This window comes from Bradyrhizobium sp. P5_C12 (assembly GCF_054049735.1).
In genome coordinates this window covers 84,944-103,924 of sequence record NZ_JBFULU010000003.1, presented here as the reverse complement: position 1 = coordinate 103,924, position 18,981 = coordinate 84,944, and the positions used below count along the sequence as shown (strand labels likewise).

Sequence of the window (18,981 nt, the reverse complement as noted above, 5' to 3'; positions counted from 1 at the left end):
ATGGATTCTCAGATGCGCAATTGCGCATCATAGCTCGCGCCTGTCGGCGCGCCCCGGAATGACGGGAAGAGACGCTCGGAATGACGGGGGAGACGGCGGACGTCGCGATACGCCATGCACGCCACCCATGATGCCATCATGCCGGTGTTTTGCCCGACGGAGCAAGTCATTTCGGCAAGGCCGAAATTTCTCAAGTCTTTTCAACCCCATCTCTACTGTGCATGGGGTTGTTTGCGCATTTTTTGTCGGAGGGGGCTTCCGTCCAGCTAGGACTTCACCTCCGCGACCGGCTGCGCCTTCGGCGCCTTCTTCGACGCCCGCCAATTCTCGAACCGCTGCACCACCACGAAGAAGGCCGGCACGAACAGCACCGCGAGGCAGGTCGAGGCCAGCATGCCCGAGAACACCGTGATGCCGATCGATTTGCGGGCACTGGCGCCGGCACCGGTCGCGATCACCAGCGGGACCACGCCGAGGATGAAGGCGAACGAGGTCATCAGGATCGGGCGGAAGCGGGCGCGCGCCGCCTCGATCGCGGATTCCAGCACGGGCCTGCCGTCGCGGTTATGCAGCTCGAGCCCGACCTCGACGATCAGGATCGCGTTCTTGGCCGACAGCGCGATCAGCAGGATCAGGCCGATCTGGCAATAGAGGTTGTTGTCGATCTTCAAGGCGTTGAGGATCAGCATCGGCCCGATCAGCGACAACGGCACCGCGAGGATCACCGAGATCGGCGCGTACCAGCTCTCGTACTGGCCGGCGAGCACGAGATAGACCAGCAGCATCGCGAGCCCGAACACCCAGTAGATCTGGTTACTGACCGCCTTCTCCTGATAGGACATCGCGGTCCATTCATAGCCGGTGCCCGGCGGCAGCGTCTTGTCCGCGATCTCTTCCATCAGTTGCAGCGACTGGCCGGAGGAATAGCCCTGCGCCGGCAGGCCGATGATGGTCGAGGACGGATAGAGGTTGTAGAGGCTGATCAGCGACGGGCCCGTGACCGGCGTGATCTTGGCGACGGTGCCGGTCGGGATCATGTCGCCGTTCGAGTTGCGCACCTGCATGTTGGCGATGTCGCGCTCGGTGACGCGGAACGCCGGATCGGCCTGGGTATAGACCTGGAACACGCGGCCGAACTTGTTGAACTGGTTGACATAGGACGAGCCGAGATAGGTCGAGAGCGCCGCGAACACCTGGTCCGTCGTCACGTGCAGGGTCTGGGTCTTGATGCGGTCGATCTCGACATTGAATTGCGGCACCGACGAGCGGAACGAGGATTGGACGCGCTGCAGCGCGCTCTGGCTCTGGGCGTTGGAGACCATTGCGCCGGTGATGGCCTGGAGCTTTGCGAAATCGCTGTTGCCGTCGCGCAGCTCGACCTGCATCGAGAAGCCGGCCGCGTTGCCGATGCCCTGGATCGGCGGCGGCGGCAGCACCAGGGTGCGCGCTTCCATGATGACCGCGAGCTTGTCGTTCAGCCCGTACACCAGCGAACGCAGGTCCTCGCCGGGTCCCTTGCGCGCGTCCCAGTCCTTCAGGATGATGTAGGCGACGCCGGCATTGGCAAGGCTGGCGCTGTTGTCGAGTGCGGAGATGCCGGCGATGGTGATGACCTGCTGGACGCCCGGCGTCTCTTTGATGAGCTCGCTGGCCCGGTCGAGCACCTTCTGGGTCCGTTCCAGCGAGGCGCCGTCGGGCAGCTGCACGGCGGCGATCAGATAGCCCTGGTCCTCGATCGGCAGGAAGCCGGTCGGCACCCGCGACAGGCCGTAGCCGCCGATCCCGATCAGGACCAGTGCAACCGCAACCGACGCCGTGGCGTGCCTGACCAGGAATCCGATCAGCCGGATGTAGCCGCGCTCGACGCGGTTGTAGACGGCGTTGAAGCCCCGGTAGAAGAAGTTGCGCTGCTCCGGCGGCACCGCCGGCCGCAGCCAGAGCGCGCATTGCGTCGGCTTCAGCGTCGCCGCGTTGATGGCGCTGAGCAGCGCGGTTGCCGCGATCACCAGCGCGAACTGCGAATAGATGCGGCCCGTGAGGCCGGCGAGGAACGATGCCGGCAGGAACACCGAGATCAGTACCAGGGTGATGCCGACGATCGGCGCGAACAGCTGGTCCATCGCCCTGATCGCGGCGTCGTGGCCGTTCATGCCCTGCTCGATATTGTGGGCGGCGCCTTCGACCACGACGATGGCGTCGTCGACCACGATGCCGATCGCCAGCACGATCGCGAACAGCGTCGACATGTTGATCGTGAAGCCGAGCGCCGCCATTGCGGCGAAGGCGCCGATGATGGTCACCGGCACCGTGGTCGCCGGCACCAGCATGGCGCGCCAGTCCTGCAGGAACACCAGGATCACGACCAGCACCAGCAGGCCAGCCTCGATCAGCGTCATGTAGACCTCGTGCACCGAGGCCTGCACGAACTTGGTGGTGTCGAACGGGGTGTCGTATTTGATGCCTTCGGGGAAACGCTTGGCGAGCTCCGCCATCTTCTTCTCGACGGCCTGCTCGACCTGGAGCGCATTGGCGCCGGGCGACTGGAACACGCCGATGCCGGTGGCGGGCTGCTTGTTCAGCGAGAAGATCTGACTGTAGGTCTGCGCGCCCAATTCGACCCAGCCGACGTCGCGCACGCGCGTGACGTCGCCGCTGGTGCCTGATTTGACGATGATGTTCTCGAACTGGGTGGTGTCGTCGAGCCTTCCGTTGACGTTGAGCGTGTACTGGAACGCCTGGCCCGGCGGCGTCGGCGGCGCGCCGACCTGGCCGGCCGAGACCTGCTGGCTCTGCTGCTGGATTGCGTTGATGACGTCCTGCGGCACGAGGCCACGGACTTGCAGCTTGTTGGGATCGAGCCAGACCCGCATCGAATACTGGCCGGCGCCGAACACCGTGACGTTGCCGACGCCGGGCAGGCGGGAGAGCTCGTCGCGGATGTTGATGGTGGCGTAGTTGCTCAGGTAGAGGCTGTCGAACCTGGAATCCGGCGAGGTCAGCGTCACGAACAGCAGGATCGAGGTCGATCTCTTCTGCACGGTGACGCCCTGGTTCTGCACGGAGGTCGGCAGCTGCGACAGCGCGCTGGAGACGCGGTTCTGCACCAGCACCTGCGCGAAGTTGAGGTCGGTGCCGATCTTGAAGGTCACGGTCAGCGTATAGGTGCCGTCGGAGCCGCTGTAGGACTGCATGTAGAGCATGTCCTCGACGCCGTTGACCTGTTGTTCTATCGGCAAGGCAACCGTGTCGATCACGGTCTTGGCGCTGGCGCCGGGATAGCGCGTCGTCACCTGCACCGTCGGCGGCACCACGTCCGGATATTGCGCGATCGCGAGGTTGAACAGCGCCACGCCGCCGATCAGGATCATCAGAAGCGCGATGACGTTCGAGAGGACCGGGCGCTCGATGAAGAATTTTGAGATCATGGCCGGCGGCCCCTCACTTGGCAGATCACTTGGCAGATCACTTGGCCGACGCCTGCGGCTGCTCGATCTTCGTGACTTGCGGGTCGATCTTCTGGCCAGGGATCACCCGGAGCAGCCCTGCGATGACGACGCGGTCGTCCGGCTTCAGGCCGCTCTCGATCACGCGCAGGCCGTTGTCCAGGGGACCGATCTGCACCTTGCGCTGCTCGACAATGTTGTCGCTGTTGACCACCAGGAGATAGCGGCCGCCCTGGTCGCTGCCGAGCGCGGTGTCGGGAACGAGGAGGGCGCTCTTGTCCTGGTCGAAGGGCACCCGGACGCGGACGAAATAGCCGGGCAGCAGCGCCCGCTTGTCGTTGGGCAAGACGCCGCGCACCGCGAGCGTGCCCGTCGATGTATTGAGGGTCGGCGCGACGTAGTCGAGGTGTCCTTCATGCGGATAGCCGGTCTCGGTCTGCAGGCCCACCTGGATCGGAAACTGCTTGAGATCGACCGGCGTCAGTCCGCGCCGCTGCGCCTCGGCGCGGATGCGCAGCACATCCTGCTCGTTGACCGTGAAGTTCACCCAGATCGGATCCATCGCGACGATGGTTGCGAGCTGGGTCGGGGAGGAGACGCCGACGAGTTCGCCGACCGAGACCAGGTGCGCGCTCACGATGCCGTCGAACGGCGCGCTGACCTTGGTGTAGCCGTAATTGACCTCGGCGAGCCTCGTATTGACCTGGGCCTGCTGGAGACTGGCCTGGGCGTTGTCGCGGGTCGAGGTCGAGGTGTCCAGCGTCGCCTGCGAAACCGCCTGGCGCTGCACGAGATCGACCTGTCGCTTGAAATCGGCTTCGGCCTGCTTGAGCGTGGCCTGCGCGCCGACCTCGGCCGCCTGCGCCTGCTCGAGCTTGAGCTTGTAGGTGTCCGGCTCGATCGTGAACAGCTGGGTGCCCTGCTTGACGAAAGTGCCGTCCGTGTAGTCGATCGATTGCAGAAAGCCCTGCACGCGCGCCACGAGATCGACACTCTTGATCGGCGCGGTGGTGCCGGTGGCCTCGACATAGCGGGTCACCGCGCGCTGCACGGGCGCTGCGACGTCCACCTTGGGCGGCGGCGGCGCCACGAAACTGTTCTTGTCCTCGCAGCCGGCGAGCGCGATCAGCGTCGCCGCGGCGGCCAGCGCCCGCCCGATACGTCTCCACTCTCCATTGCGTTGTGCGGGAGATGCGGAATTCGCGCAGGTCATTCGATGGCCCCCGATTGCTGTCTGTCGGTGCGGCAGGCTAGCAACAAATGACCGGGCGTGGAACACCATAGCCATGGCAGTCGCGGGCCTTGCACTGCAAACGGCAGCGTGGCCTTTGACAGGTTTGTCATGACAAATGGCTTTTCATCGCGCGCACGATCGACCAGAATTGTCGAAGGCCGCGCGACGGGCGTGAGGCGGACGGAAAAGAAGCAGACAAGATAAGCGGACAAGATAAGAAGAAACGCGAGGAGAAAATGACATGCCAATGCCACTCCGGTCGGCTCTCGCCGGCCTCGTTCTCGCAGCGGTGGTTGCCATGCCCGCGCTAGCTGATGGCCTGAAAGAGGACATCGCGCCGACCGGAAAACTGCGCGTCGCGATCGCGATCAGCCCCGCGGGTGGTGCGTTCTGGTCGACCAAGACGGAAGCGGGCTATGCCGGCGTGCCGGTCGATCTCGGCAAGGCGATGGCCGCGCAACTCGGCGTGCCCGTCGAATATGTCGTGCACCAGAATTCCGGACAGATCACCGACGCGGCGTCGAAAGGCACCTGGGATGTGACCTGGCTGCCCAAGGATCCCGAGCGCGAGACCAAAATGATGTTCGGCCCGATCTACGAGGTCGCGGACGCCACCTACATTGTCAAGCCTGGCTCGAGCATCACCAGTTTCGGCACGCTCGACCAGCCCGGCATCAAGGTCGCGGCCGTCAACGCGACGACCACCATGCGCGGTGCGATCGCGCATCTGAAGCATGCGAAGGTCACGGGCTATCAGACTTATGACGAGATCTTCAGCCTGCTGAAGAGCGGCGAGATCGACGCCTTCGCGCTGTCGCGCGACCAGCTCAACAAGATGGCGCAGAAGATTCCCGGCTCGCGCGTCCTCGACGAGACGTTCAAGAAGACGGTGACTGCCGTCGCCGTGCCGCTCGGCCACAGCCAGGCGCTGACCTTCGTAACCAGGTTCATGAACGAGGCGGTGACGAATGGCACGCTGCGCAAGGCCTATGACAACAACGGCCTGAAGGACACGCCGATCCGGACGGAATAACGCTGTCGAATCTGGACCTTGCGCCGCGGTCTCGTGGTGGCGCGGCGGTGTCCGGATCGTCTTTGCGATTGTGAAAAATCTTGTCGGAGCAATTGCGCAAATTGTCGCTTGCGTCAAACTGACACAGCTCTGTCACCCGTGTTCGCTAAGGTCCCGAAGGTCGGCGTCATTCCTTCGGGGCAAAAACGATGAAATCCAGACTTCTTGCGACGGCCGCGATTTTCGCGGCCGCGACGGCACTTGCGTGCAGCATTCCGGTCCTCGCAGACGATTTCGGTCGGGGGCAGGATCAAGATCATGACCATGATCGCGATCATCATCGCCATCCGCACGACATCCACACCGAGACGCCGATCAAGCATCTCGTCATCATCTTCAACGAAAACCGCTCGTTCGATCATTACTTTGCGACCTATCCGAACGCGGCCAATCCGTCGGGCTCGATCCCCTTCGTGCCCAAGCCGCACACGCCGAAGGTCAACAACCTCGTCACGGCGAATCTGCTGGTCCATAACCCGAACAACAGCCCGGCCAACGGCACCGGCGCGACCGATCCGTTCCGGCTCGACCGCACCCAGGCCAACACGCGCTCGCAGAACCACTCCTACACGCCCGAGCAGCAGGCCGTGGACAACGGCAAGGAAGACCTGTTCCCGAAATTCACCGGCCGCGGCACCGCCGGCGGCGCCGGCGCGTTCGGCACCAACGGCCAGGTGATGGGCTATTTCGACGGCAACACCGTCACCGCGTTCTGGAACTACGCCCAGCACTTCGCCATGAGCGACAATCACTGGACCGACACGTTCGGCCCGTCGACGCCCGGCATGCTCGAGGTGGTCTCGGGCCAGACCAACGGCGTGCAGAACATCGTCGGCACGTCGGCGTCGATCGCCGATGGCCAGGGCGGCCTGACGCTGATCGGCGACACCGACCCGGGCTACGATTCATGCTCGAGCACGACGAGCACCATGTTGATGACCGGCAAGAACGTCGGCGATCTCCTCAACGACGAGCACATCAGCTGGGGCAGCTTCATGGGCGGCTTCGACCTGACGCTCAAGAACGCCAACGGCACCACCGGTTGCGGGCGCAGCACCTTCTCGAGCAACGTCAACGGCACCATCGTCGATTACAGCCCGCACCACGCCTTCTTCCAGTACTTCAAGTCCACCGCCAACCCGACCCATGCGCGGCCGAGCTCGGTCCATGCGGTCGGCCATACCTACGCGATGGACGGCAAGACCCTCGATCCGGCCAACCACGGCTACGATCTCGAGGACTTCTATGCGGCGGTGAAGGCCGGCAATTTCCCGGCCGTCTCCTACATCAAGATGCCGGCCTTCCAGGACGGTCATGCCGGCAACTCCGATCCGCTCGACGAGCAGGTCGGCAATGTCGAACTGATCAACTTCCTCCAGAAGCAGCCGGAGTGGCGCGAGACCGCCGTCATCATCACCTATGACGACTCCGACGGCTGGTACGACCATCAGTACGTTGCGCCGAAGAACGCCTCCTATGATCCGACCGCCGATCAGGTCAACGGCCCCGGCCTGTGCGGCCTCGGTCCGCAGAAACAGCCAGCGCCGAAGGGCCTCGGCGGCCAGCCGGTGAACGGCCGCTGCGGTCCCGGCACGCGCGTGCCCTTCATCGTGGTCTCGCCCTACGCCAAGTCGAATTTCGTCAGCCACACCTATATCTCGCAGGCCTCCGTGGTGCGGTTCATCGAGGACAATTGGCTGCGCGGCCGGCGTCTGGGCGGCGGTTCGTTCGACGCCTCCGCCGGATCGATCATGGACCTGTTCGACTTCGATCAGGACCATCGCCACGACTTCCGGATGGACGCTCTGTTCCTCGATCCGACCTCCGGCACGGTCATTGTCAGCCCGCCGGACGAGCACCACCACCACTAGTCCAACGGGACAACTTATGAACAGCCGCACCATGTGGCTTCTCGGCGTCGGCCTGCTCGCGCTGGCCGGCGCCGTCTTTGCCGCCGAGACGCAAGGCTTCGCGGAGGCGAATTCGGCCGGCGCGAACCCCAATCCGGTTCGTCTCATGCGTCCGCCCACAGCTCCGCTGTCCGCGATGGCGCAGCTCGGCAGGGAGATATTCCTCGACGCCTCGCTGTCTTCGTCCGGCACGCTGTCATGCGCGTCCTGCCACAGTCAGGATCATGCCTACGGTCCACCCAATGACGGGCCGGTGATGCTCGGTGGCGCGAGCTTGTCGCGGCAAGGCGCACGCGCGGTGCCGTCGCTGACATATCTCGATCGCCACCCGAATTTCAGCATCGGCCCCGACAAGGGCGACGACGACAACGTCATCGATCTCGCGCAGATGGCCGCGCTCGGTCAGCAGGCCGCACGCGCGACGAAAACCGCGGGCGGCACCGCGGCGTCGGCTGCGAACATCGTGCCGCAGGGCGGCCTGTTCTGGGACGGCCGCGCCGACACGCTTCAGGATCAGGCGCTCTTCCCGCTGCTCGACCCCAACGAGATGGACGGCGGCAGCGCCGAGATCGTCGCGGACAAGCTGCGCCGCGCGCCTTACGTGCAGCGTTTCGTCGAGCTGTTCGGCGCAGGTGTGCTCAAAAATCAGAGGCTCCTGATCGCCGAGGCGATGTTTGCGGTGGCGCGTTATCAGGTGGAGGAGCCGAGCTTCCATCCCTACACCAGCAAGTATGACTACTGGCTCGAGGGCAAGGCGCGGCTGAGCGAAAGCGAGCTGCGCGGCCTGCAATTGTTCAACGATCCCGACAAGGCCAATTGCGCCGGCTGCCATACCTCGGCGCCGACCCGTGATGGCCTGCCGCCGCTGTTCACCGACCACCAGTACGAGGCGCTCGGCGCGCCGCGCAATGCCGCGCTCGCCGCCAATCGCGACCCGAATTACTTCGATCTCGGCGTCTGCGGCCCGCACCGCACCGACATTTCCGACCAGACGCAATATTGCGGCATGTTCCTGACGCCGACGCTGCGCAACACGGCGATCCGCCGCGCGTTCTTCCACAACGGCGTCTTCAAGACCCTCGACGAGGTGCTGGATTTCTACAATTTCCGCGACACCAATCCGGAAAGGGTGTTTCCGCGTGCGGCCGACGGCGCGGTTCAGAAGTACAACGACCTCCCGCAAAAATATCACGCCAATGTCGACGTCACCGATCCGCCCTTCGACCGGCACCCCGGCGACAAGCCGGCGATGACGGAGCAGGACGAAGCCGACATCATCGCGTTCCTGAAGACGCTGACGGACGGCTACAGGCTGGAGAACTGATGACCCAACATTGCGTACCGCCCCTCAGCGCGGCTTGATCTCTGCGTATTTCGTCATCGCTTTCTCGAACTTCCGGTTGAACAACCACATCGCGCCAAGAATCTCGCGGAAGCTCGCCGAGGTTCGCGCCCGGTCGGCCTGCCCGAAGGCGAAGATGCTGTTGTTGCGCAGATGTTTCATGATCGTGGGACTGGACACCCTGTAGTCGAGCAGATCGCCTGACTTGAGTGCGGACCGCGTTGGCGTGGGAATGATCTGGATCAGCTCGAACAGCTTCATCTGGTCGATCGGGTCTGGCAGCGTCTTCACGATCGCTGGGATTTCGCGGAAGACGTCCGCATGCGCATTCATGAGGCCGTCGCGCACGTTGGTCCAGTGATTGAAGCGGTGATCGGTGCCGCGGGCCCGCGCCTCTTCCTTGTCGTCGCGCGCGTTCAGTTCGGGATCGGCCGCCGCGATCTCTGCCTTGATGGCCTCCCATTTCCTGCGCCCGTTCCGGTCTTCGGACGGGCCGGTTTGCAAGCTGCCCATATAGGTGTTCGAGCGGCCGTTGCGGACATTCTGCTTGCCGTTGGTCTCCGCAAAGAACAGCCCGAGGCTGATCCGCCCCGCCGCTTCGGCGTGCACCGGCGCAAGCCCCTTGACCCGCGCGATCGCGCTGGCGAGATCGACGACGTCCTTGAACGGCGTGGCCGAGGCTTGCGCGCCGGCGGGCGGCGCCTCCATGAGGTCGAACAGCTTTCCGTATTCGTCGATCAGAGGTTCGATGTCGGCATCGAAATAGGCTGGAGGGATCTCGAACTTGTTGGGTCGGCCGATCCTCGACGGCATGACGTCCGTGAGATCCTTGTAAGCACTGATCACCGCGACGCGGGCAAGATAGATGGCCTGTCCCGGCAGGTTCGGCAGCGGCTGCTTCGCCTCGATCTGGCCGCGCCGCTCGGCAAGGATGGCTTTGAAATCGCCGAGCGCGCGATCATAGGCGGCAACCGCATCGGATTGCTTCGTCGTGAGCGGGCCCGGTTGGCTCACGGCGGGCGATGCGAGGATCAGCCCAAGCGCCGCTATGATTGCGGCGGCGTGATATCGTGCTCTCATGGCCGGTTCCCTGGGCCTGTCGATTCGATGGCCAGGGGGATCGTAAGCATCGGAGGCGAGGGCTGGCGAGCGGCAAATTCCCACGCGGCCCGAATTCGCCGCCTCACGCCGCCTGGTAATCCGGCGCGGAGGCGAGAAACCGCGCATAGGCATCTGCATCCGGCGGCAGGAAGCGGCCCGCGAGCCCGCCGCGCTTCTGCTCCCTGGCGCCGATGTCGGCCATCAGCTCGTCGAAATGACGGTAGTGATAGGGCGCGACGCAGAGGCCGCCATAGACGCCGGCGGCCGGCCGTTCGACCCGCTTGAAGTGCAGCATCATCTCGATGTTGTCGCGCATCTGTTGCGCGCTCGGCTGGCGTGCGAGCTGTCCGTCGGCGTAACGGACCAGCCAGTTGGCGGCGAGGTCGGCGCAGAGCACGGTGCAGAACGAAGAGTTGAAGCCGACGAAGCCGAGCTCCGGCAGGTCGGGATTGGCGATCAGGCGATAGAGCCGGTACTGCCCGTCCGCATCGACCAGCTTGGCCTGGTACGCGTCGGGCAGGAACGGCACGCCGAGCTTGTAGCCGATCGCGAGCACCGCGACATCGGCCGCCACCCGCTCGCCGCCGCTCATCACGATGGTGTCGCCGTCGTAATGGTCGAAGCTGCCGAACACGGCCTTGATGCGGCCGTCGGCCACCATCGGATGGAAGCCGGGCGTTGCGATCGGCACCGAGCAGTTGACGCCATCCTCGATCCGCTCTTTCGGCACCATGTTGCATTGCTTCAGCTTGAGCTGTGCCTTCAACAGGCTCTCCAGCCCGCGCCAATTCGCCCACACCAAGGGCGCGGCAATGCGATGCGCAAGCCGTGCCATCGCGCTGATGCCCCATCCCGGAAACATCTCCTCCTGCGCGCGGATGTAGAGGATGCGCTTGAAGTTGACGAGACCGCCGATGAAGTAAGGAATGCGCCAGACCGGCTCGCGCATCACGATCGTCACCTCGCGTGCGCCCGCCTTCACCGCGTTCACCGCGATGTCGGTGGCCGATTTCGATCCGCCGAGCACGACGACGCGCCGTCCTTTCGCCAGGTGAGGATCGTTGTATTTCGATGAATGCAGGATCTGCCCGCCCTGCGCGACAAAGCCGTCTTCGCCGGGGCAGCGCAGCTCCCGCGGCTCGTTGAACTGTCCGGTGCAGACCGCGACGAAGTCGAAATCTTCGCTCGAGGACGCGCCGTCCTTGTCCGAGAGCGCGAGCGTCCAGCCCGGTCTGCCGTCGGCGCGCCGCGCCATGTCCGACACGCTGGTGTTGAAACGCAGCATGCGGTCGAGGCCATGACTTCGCGCGTAGTCGGTGAGGTAAGCGTGGACCTGCGGTCCGGTCGGCCATTCCGGATAGGCTTCGGGCATGGCGCGGTCGGTGTAGCGGTAGAGCTCCTTCGGGCTCTGGGTCTGCACCTCCGGATAGGAGCGCGCCGGCTCCCAGACGCCGCCGAGATCGGCGCTGCGTTCGATGATGGTGACCCGGTGACCGCGGGTCGAGAACGCCTTTGCGGCGGCAAGGCCGGAGACGCCGGCGCCGATCACGCAGACATGCTTTGGACTGACCATGGGATTGCTCGCGAGCTCGAATGTTCTGGGTGCAGCAGGCCGCGTTCAGCCGCGCTGCGCGGCCGCTGGACCTGCGACGAGACGGACATGGGGGGAGGCCGGCCGCCTAGTCGTTGGCTTCAGGCGGCAGGAAGTCGACCTCGTGCAGGGCCGAGATGCGCACCACCTCGGCCGGGTCCGTCAGATCGTGCAGCTGGTTGAACAGCGCCTCCAGCTTCTGCATCGGCGAGACCCAGAACAGCGCGCGGCACGGCTTGTCGGACTTGTTGAAATAGCCGTGCGGAATGCCGCGCGGCATGCGCACGAGGTCGCCGGCCTTGGCCTTGACCCACTGGCCGTCGAGCTTGAGATCGAGGACACCCTCCTGCACCAGGATGAACTCGTCCTGGGTCGGGTGGATGTGCACCGGCACGAACTGGCCCGGCTCGCTGTTGGTCTCGAATGCGAAGGTGGAATCGGTGACGGCCTTGGGAAAATAGACCTGGCCCAGAATGTTCCAGGTCTTGCCGCCATAGCCGGTGCCGTTCGCGGTAATGCCCTTCTCGAGTGCAGTCATGGCTCGCCTCCATCGTGGATCCCGACGAGGGGGGAGCTTCGGTCAGGCGCGGGCGGCTGTCTATCCGCTAAACGAATCCGAACACGTCCGCTGCCGTGCGGCGCGACGTTTTTGCGACAGGGCTCTTTCCGGGGACGGGGAATTATTATAGGTTTAAAATATTCCGTGATGCGAAGCGTGGTCGACGATGCCCGCAGCCGAGCTGGAAATGAGCGCGCCTCGCTCCGCGGCCGAAAGGCTCGCGGCTTTCGCCCGCGTCACCACCGACGACGCCGACGAGGCGGCCGAGCAGGTCGGGCGCATCTTCTGCCCGCATGATCTGACGCCGATGCGGACGTCGGGTTTCTCGGCCAGGCACAATTGTGCCGACTTCGACGGCTTTTCCATCAACTATGTCGCCTATGGCGGATCCGTCACCATCGATCCCGGCTGCCTCGAGCGCTTCTTCCTGGTGCAGATCCCGCTGAGGGGCACGGCCCACATTCGTGCCGGCGCCTGCGCGCTCGAGACCGCGCCGGCACGGACGGCGTCGCTGTTGTCGCCGACGATCCCGACCCGGATGGTCTGGACCGACTCTGCGCAAGCGATCCTGCTGCTCGACCGCCGCATGGTCGAGCAGCGCGCAGCCGCGTTGTCGGGCAGGGCGACCGGCGCGGTCGAGTTCGACCCGGCGCTCGACCTGAACGCGCCGGCCGCGCGCGGCCTCGCGGCGAAGATCGTCGAGCTGATGATGCTCGCCGAAGGTCTCGGACCGTCCGGCCGGCTTTCACCGGCTGCGACCGCGGGCTGGCGCGAGGCGCTGCTCCATCACCTCCTCGGCGGCCAGCGCCATGGCCTGTCCGACGCGATCAGAACGTTCTCGGGCCAGGGCGAGCGTCTGCCGCGCGCGCTGCACACCGCGCGGGACTGCCTCGCGGCGAATGCCTGCGAGCCGCTCGACCTTGCGCACCTCGCCTGTGTGTCCGGGATCGGCATCCGCGCGCTACAGCTCGGTTTCCGCCGCCATTTCGGCGTGTCGATCTCGCAGATGCTGCTCGACATGCGCCTCGCCAGTCTCCATACCCGGCTCGCGCAAGCCGAGCTGGACATTTCGATCACCGAGATCGCCTTCGATCTCGGCTTCACCCATCTCGGCCGCATGGCCGGCGCCTATCGCGAAAAGTTCGGCGAGACTCCGTCAGCGACGCTGCGGCGGCGGATGAGCTAGTGGCGCAGGGAAAACCTACTTGCGCGATCGCGTCGCGCCGTCGTCTTCAGTCGCCTGCTTGCGCAAGAAGCGCTCGACATCGGCCTGCACCGAATAGGGCGTCGGAATCGGATCGCCGACGGAATCGACCGCGGTGTCCAGACATCGGCGCAGCATGCGCGCCAGCTCGGCCTTCCGGTAGGGTTTTGTCAGCAGCGGCGCGCCATGCCCGGCGCGTCCCTGCGCATGGAGCGAGTCGTAGGCGTATCCGGACGTGAACAGGACACGCAATGACGGCCGCACCGCGACCAATTGCCCGGCAAGCTCCCGGCCGTTGATGCCGCCGGCCATCACGATGTCGGTGAACAGCAGATCGAACGGCGTGCCTTCGGCGGCGATGGCGAGGGCTTCGGTCGCGTTGCCGGCGGCGACGACCTTGTAGCCGAGGCTCTCGAGCTGGACGGTGACGTATTGGCGGACGTCGCGGTCGTCCTCGACGCAGAGGATGGTTTCGCTCCCGCCCACGACCTTGCGATTGTCATAGCCCGCGGGGCGAAGCGCGCTGGCATTTGCCTTCGGCAAATAGATCGCGAATGTCGTGCCGCGGCCTTCCGCGGAGGAGACCTTGATGCCGCCGCCGGACTGCTTGGCGAAGCCGAACACCATGCTGAGTCCGAGCCCCGTTCCCTTGCCGACCTCCTTGGTCGAGAAGAAGGGATCGAAGATCCGCTCGAGAATGGCCTGTGGAATGCCCGTGCCGGTATCGGCGATCTCGATCTCGACGTAGTCGCCGGCATAGCCGACGCCGACCGCCACGGCTTCGCGGACGCCGAACACGGCATTGCGCGTCGTCAGCGTGAGCTTGCCGCCCTCGGGCATCGCGTCGCGCGCATTGATCGCGAGATTGAGCAGCGCCGAGCTCAATTGTCCGCGGTCGACGAGGGCGAGCCAGATGTTGCCATCGAGCTTCGTCACGATCTCGATCTTCTTGTCGAAGGTCGCGAGCAGCAGCTTTGCGATTTCTTCGAGCAGCTCGTTGACGTCGATCTCGGCCGGCTTCAGCGCCTGCTTGCGCGCGAAGGAGAGCAGGCTCGAGGTCAGCGCGGCGCCGCGGTCGGCCGCCTCGCTGATCAGCTTGGTGATGGTCGCAAGCGGCGGATTGTCCTTCACGGCGTCGGCGAGGATCTCGATCGTCCCCGTGATCACCGTGAGCATGTTGTTGAACTCGTGCGCGATGCCGCCGGTGAGCTGGCCGACCGCTTCCATCTTCTGGGCCTGGATCAGCTGCTCCTCGGCGGCGCGCTTCTGGGTGATGTCTCTCACGAAGGTACTGACGACGTAACGCTCTCCCAGCCGCAGCGCGGTGCTGGAAGCTTCGGTCAGGATCCGATCGCCGTTCCTGTGGATCAACGTCACTTCGAAGCGCATGCCGGTCGGCGCGACCGATAATTCCGGCACCAGCCGCGTCATGCGTCGCCTGAAACCGTCGCGCAGGGGCTCGGCGACGACGAGGTCGACGACGTCGGCGCCAACAGCCTCGCGTCGCGTCCATCCGGTCAGAGCCTCGGCCTGGGCGCTCCATTCCACGACGAGCCCGGTTTCGTCAGTCTGGAGGAAGGCATCGAGCGCGGCCTTGATGATGGCCTGCGCCATCCGTGCGCCATCCGCGCCGGCCTGCGCCGGATCGGCCGATTGCGCGGCCCGCTTCGCCGGCGACGCCTCGATCGCGCGCGTGCACAGATGCGCGAGCAGCACCGCAACGACACCGCTCGCCAGCAGGGCGAGGATCTGGGCCGTGCCGAAACCGTGCGGGCCGGTGCCGGCCCCGGCATAGGAGGCGAGAAGGATCGCGGCGGTCACGATGACCTGCGTGGCCATCGCAAATGTCACGATCCCCCTGAGTTTCATGGTCTTGCACCCAAGACGCCAGCCGCGGGCCCGCCCTGTCGAGGGGGCGCTTCATTTGGGCTATAGACTGCCCGTGTCTCGGTCGAGGGTCAATTTTGCGGCGCGGCGGGCCGGCGAACAGGGCCCGGCGGGCTCAACCTGCGGGCGAATCGGTCTGCTGCAGCGTCGTCACCCAGATCACGCGGGCCACCTGCTGGGTGGGATTGTCGAACATGTGGGGCACGATGCTCGGGAAACGGAAACTGTCGCCGGCCTCGAGCAGATGGGCCTGGTTGTCGAGCCACAGCCGCAGGCTGCCGGACAGGATATAGCCGGCCTTCTCGCCGGTGTGCTGCAGGAAGTCGGTGCCGGACGAGGCGCCGGGATTGAGCGTGAGCTCGTAGAGTTCGAGCTGGCCCTTGCCTTCCGGCGTCAGGGCTTCCTTGACGACGCCGCTGGCGGTGAGCCGCAGCAGCCGCCGGTTGTTCTTGCGTACGATGTAGTGCTGAACGTCGCTGGGATCGCTGGTCTCGAAGAAATAGGAAATGGGAACGTCGAGGGCGATGCTGAGCAGGCGCAGCGTGCGTATCGACGGCATGGCGCGCGCGCGTTCGAGCTGGCTGATCATGCCGTTGGAGAGCCCGGTACGGTTGGCGACGTCCTGGATCGAGAGGCCGGCGCGCTGACGCAGCAGCCGGACGGTCTCGCCGAGGCGCTGATCGACGGCGTCGTCGTTGTCGATCGTCGGGGTGTCCTTCGGACCGTTGGTGTCGCCGCGACCATCCATGTCGCTCTCCCATGCATCATCGCGCCGCCGGACCACATCGGTCCGAGGGATTAGTCAGAGTGAAAAGGTCGCGCATACTAGCAATGTGATTGACAGCTGTATTTAGTCATGATGAACTTTTGATAGAAAAATTTAGAAGCACTAAAGCCCACTCCTGTCCCTTGCCGGGGTCTGGGGGCGCGGGAGACGGTGCCGCGTGCGACAACGGAGAGTGGTCATGGCAGACGACACCGGCAAGTTCGGCGTTGGGGCACTGCAACTCGGCATTCCGAATCGCCGTCAGTTCTTCCAGCTCGGGGCCGGCGCCGCCGCGGGATGGAGCCTTGCAGGCAGCGCCTTCGCGCAGACCGAGCGCCCGACCAATCCGCCGGACAAGCCGCGCGGGCAGGTGATCGCGGCGCTGTCGCAGGAGCCGACCGTCTTCCATCCGCTGATGCCAAACATCGAGGTCGATCAGGGCATCTGCTGGCAGGTGTTTTCGCCGCTCTGGTACATCGATCCCGACGGGAATTTCGTTCCCGACCTCGCCCGCGAAGTGCCGACCCTCGAGAATGGCGGCCTGTCGGCCGACGGGTTGACCTGGAAGATCAAGCTGCGCAGCGACGTGAAGTGGCACGACGGCACGCCGTTCACGGCGGAGGACGTCAAATTCTCCATCGAGCTGATCAACAATCCCGGTTTCCGCGCGCGCAGCCGGGTCGGCCATAGCCTCGTCAAGGACATCACGGTCGTGGCGCCCGACGAGATCCATTGGCGGATGGAAGCGGCCTACTCGCCCTATATGTCGATCCTGGGGTCGTTCACCTTCATCGTGCCCAAGCACATCCTGGAGAAGGTGTCCGATCCGAACGCTTCGCCATTCCACAATGCGCCGGTCGGCACCGGCCCGTTCCGCTGGGGCGAGCGCGTGCCCGGCGACCACATCCTGCTGAACGCCAACACCGGCTACCACGGCAAGGGGCCGTACGTCGAACGCGTGGTGTTCAAATACATTCCCGACCTCACCGTGCTCTACACGCAGTTCCGCACCGGCCAGGTCGACTATACGGGCCTCGCGGGCATCCTGCCGAACTTCGTGCAGGAGGCGAAGACGCTGAAGGGCCGCAAGATCTTCGTCTCCTCGACCTCCTCGGTGGAGCATATCGCGCCCAACCTGGAATTCGGTCCCTTTGCCGACCGCGCCGTGCGCGAGGCGCTCTATCTCGGCATCAACAAGCAGGCGATCATCGACGCGCTCTATTACGGCCTGCCGACGCAGACCGAGAGCTTCGTGCCGAATCAGGCCTGGTCGTTTCAGCAAGGGCTGCCGCAGCACAAATACGATCCTGCCAAGGCCAATGCGCTGCTCGATGCTGCGGGCTGGGTCCGCGGCTCCAGCGGCATTCGCGAGAAGGGCGGCGTCAAGCTCGAATTCACCAACTCGACGACAGCGGGCAGTGCCGTGCGCGAGCAGTGCCAGCAGCTCCTGATCCAGGACTGGCGGGCCATTGGCGCGACGATGCGCGTCAACAACATGCCGGCGGCCGTGATCTGGGGCGACTTCTGGCAGCAATCGAAGTTCAATTCGGTGATCGTCGGCGTGAACTTCATGCTGGGCAGCGACCCCGACGTGACGCCGCGCTTCGGCTCCGGTGCCATTCCCGCCAAGGGCGGCCGCGGCTACAACACTTATCAATACCAGAACGCGGAGGCCGACCGGCTGCTTTCCCAAGGCGCCAAGCAATTCGACCTGGCGCAGCGCAAGGCGACCTATGGCGAGCTGCAAAAGCTCATCCGCAACGACCTCGCTATCCTGCCGCTGTTCCAGAGCTTCATCGCCGAGGGCGTGAAGGAGGGGCTGCAAGGCTTCCGTCCCAACATCAACATGTCGATCAACAGCTGGAACATGCGCGAATGGTATTGGGCCTGATGTCTCCGGCTCGCTGGATCGCCTGAGATGGCCCGTTACGTCGCCAATCGCCTGGCGCAGGCGATCATGCTGCTTGTGATCGTCTCGGCGATCGGCTTCGCCATCCTGCATCTGGCGCCGGGCGGTCCGCTCTCGCAGTTCGCCGCCTCCGCGCAGATGACGCAGGAGGATCTCGACCGCGTAACCAAGCAGCTCGGCCTCGATCGGCCGTTGCCGATCCAGTATCTCGACTGGTTCGGCCGCATGCTCAAGGGCGATTGGGGTCGCTCCTATCGCGACAGCGAGGCGGTGCTGTCCGTGATCTCGTCGCATCTCGGCGCCACCCTGGAGCTGATGGCGACGGCGACCATCATCGCGGTGCTGCTCGGCTGCTGGATCGGCATCCTTGGCGCGCTGCGGCGCTATTCGCTGTTCGACATGCTCGCAACCGTCGGCGCCATGATCGCTTTGTCGATCCCGACATTCTGGTTCGGCCTCGTCATCATCTACGTGTTCTCGGTGACGCTCGGCTGGTTGCCGGCCGGCAACCGCGAGACCGTCGGCGACGGCTCCTTCCTCGACCTGTTGCATCATCTGATCGCGCCGGCGATCGTGCTGGCGCTGGTCGAGACCGCGATGTGGGGCCGCTTCATGCGCTCGTCCATGTTGGAGGTCATCAACCAGGATTACATCCGCACCGCGCGCGCCAAGGGCATGCCGGAATGGCGCATCCTCACGGTGCACGCCCTGCGCAACGCACTGCTGCCGATGATCACGGTGGCCGGCCTCCAGCTTCCCACGCTGCTCGGCGGCGCGCTGGTGGCCGAGACCGTGTTCACCTGGCCCGGCATGGGCCGGCTGTTCCTCGATTCCATCGGCTATCGCGACTATCCCGTGGTGATGGGCATCCTGATGTTCTCGGCGACGATGGTGCTGATCGGCTCGCTGCTGGCCGACATCCTTTATGCCGTCGTCGATCCGCGCATCCGGGTGGGCTAGGCG

General features: G+C 64.9%; 13 protein-coding genes. 6 read left to right on the top strand and 7 right to left on the bottom strand.

The genetic code is table 11. The features are described 5' to 3' along the window. Positions 1-266: 266 nt before the first annotated feature. Positions 267-3,425, bottom strand: coding sequence for an efflux RND transporter permease subunit (locus tag ACXJMY_RS03490; RefSeq protein ID WP_456617931.1), 3,159 nt, complete (start codon positions 3,423-3,425; stop codon positions 267-269). A 37-nt stretch (positions 3,426-3,462) separates the two neighbouring features. Continuing rightward, positions 3,463-4,656, bottom strand: a complete 1,194-nt coding sequence (locus tag ACXJMY_RS03485) for an efflux RND transporter periplasmic adaptor subunit (protein WP_456617930.1) — start codon at positions 4,654-4,656, stop codon at positions 3,463-3,465. A gap of 262 nt (positions 4,657-4,918) precedes the next feature. Between ACXJMY_RS03485 and ACXJMY_RS03480 the strand changes: the two genes are divergently transcribed. The 3 genes from ACXJMY_RS03480 to ACXJMY_RS03470 all read left to right on the top strand — a co-directional run bounded on the left by ACXJMY_RS03480 (position 4,919) and on the right by ACXJMY_RS03470 (position 8,983). Further along, a complete protein-coding gene (locus ACXJMY_RS03480) occupies positions 4,919-5,710 on the top strand; it encodes an ABC transporter substrate-binding protein (RefSeq protein ID WP_456617929.1) in 792 nt (263 codons plus the stop codon). Between the two features lie 188 nt (positions 5,711-5,898). Beyond that, on the top strand, positions 5,899-7,620 hold the full coding sequence (locus tag ACXJMY_RS03475) for a phospholipase C (RefSeq protein ID WP_456617928.1): 1,722 nt from the start codon (positions 5,899-5,901) through the stop codon (positions 7,618-7,620). A gap of 16 nt (positions 7,621-7,636) precedes the next feature. Next, a complete protein-coding gene (locus tag ACXJMY_RS03470) occupies positions 7,637-8,983 on the top strand; it encodes a cytochrome-c peroxidase (RefSeq protein ID WP_456617927.1) in 1,347 nt (448 codons plus the stop codon). Positions 8,984-9,007: 24 nt separating this feature from the next. Here the strand turns inward: ACXJMY_RS03470 and ACXJMY_RS03465 are convergent, their stop codons facing one another. The 3 genes from ACXJMY_RS03465 to ACXJMY_RS03455 all read right to left on the bottom strand — a co-directional run bounded on the left by ACXJMY_RS03465 (position 9,008) and on the right by ACXJMY_RS03455 (position 12,231). After that, on the bottom strand, positions 9,008-10,081 hold the full coding sequence (locus ACXJMY_RS03465) for a hypothetical protein (RefSeq protein ID WP_456617926.1): 1,074 nt from the start codon (positions 10,079-10,081) through the stop codon (positions 9,008-9,010). 103 nt (positions 10,082-10,184) lie between these two features. Further along, the gene (locus tag ACXJMY_RS03460; protein ID WP_456617925.1) at positions 10,185-11,675 is read right to left on the bottom strand and encodes a flavin-containing monooxygenase; all 1,491 of its coding nucleotides are present in this window, start codon (positions 11,673-11,675) and stop codon (positions 10,185-10,187) included. Positions 11,676-11,781: 106 nt separating this feature from the next. Beyond that, the gene (locus ACXJMY_RS03455) at positions 11,782-12,231 is read right to left on the bottom strand and encodes a cupin domain-containing protein (RefSeq protein ID WP_456617924.1); all 450 of its coding nucleotides are present in this window, start codon (positions 12,229-12,231) and stop codon (positions 11,782-11,784) included. Between the two features lie 187 nt (positions 12,232-12,418). Here ACXJMY_RS03455 and ACXJMY_RS03450 point away from each other — a divergent pair, with 187 nt between their 5' ends. Beyond that, positions 12,419-13,438 (top strand): AraC family transcriptional regulator, encoded by a 1,020-nt coding sequence (locus ACXJMY_RS03450; protein WP_456617923.1) that lies wholly within the window; start codon positions 12,419-12,421, stop codon positions 13,436-13,438. A gap of 15 nt (positions 13,439-13,453) precedes the next feature. Here the strand turns inward: ACXJMY_RS03450 and ACXJMY_RS03445 are convergent, their stop codons facing one another. Further along, complete coding sequence (locus ACXJMY_RS03445) at positions 13,454-15,325, bottom strand: ATP-binding protein (RefSeq protein WP_456617922.1); 1,872 nt, start codon at positions 15,323-15,325, stop codon at positions 13,454-13,456. Positions 15,326-15,458: 133 nt separating this feature from the next. Then, positions 15,459-16,091 (bottom strand): cupin domain-containing protein, encoded by a 633-nt coding sequence (locus ACXJMY_RS03440; protein ID WP_456617921.1) that lies wholly within the window; start codon positions 16,089-16,091, stop codon positions 15,459-15,461. Positions 16,092-16,308: 217 nt separating this feature from the next. Here ACXJMY_RS03440 and ACXJMY_RS03435 point away from each other — a divergent pair, with 217 nt between their 5' ends. Together ACXJMY_RS03435 and ACXJMY_RS03430 are read left to right on the top strand one after the other, a co-directional pair. Continuing rightward, positions 16,309-18,000 (top strand): peptide ABC transporter substrate-binding protein, encoded by a 1,692-nt coding sequence (locus ACXJMY_RS03435; protein WP_456617920.1) that lies wholly within the window; start codon positions 16,309-16,311, stop codon positions 17,998-18,000. A gap of 27 nt (positions 18,001-18,027) precedes the next feature. Beyond that, positions 18,028-18,978 carry an ABC transporter permease gene (locus ACXJMY_RS03430; RefSeq protein ID WP_456617919.1) on the top strand — a complete coding sequence of 317 codons (951 nt, stop codon included), beginning with the start codon at positions 18,028-18,030 and terminating at the stop codon, positions 18,976-18,978. The last annotated feature ends 3 nt before the right edge of the window (positions 18,979-18,981 follow it).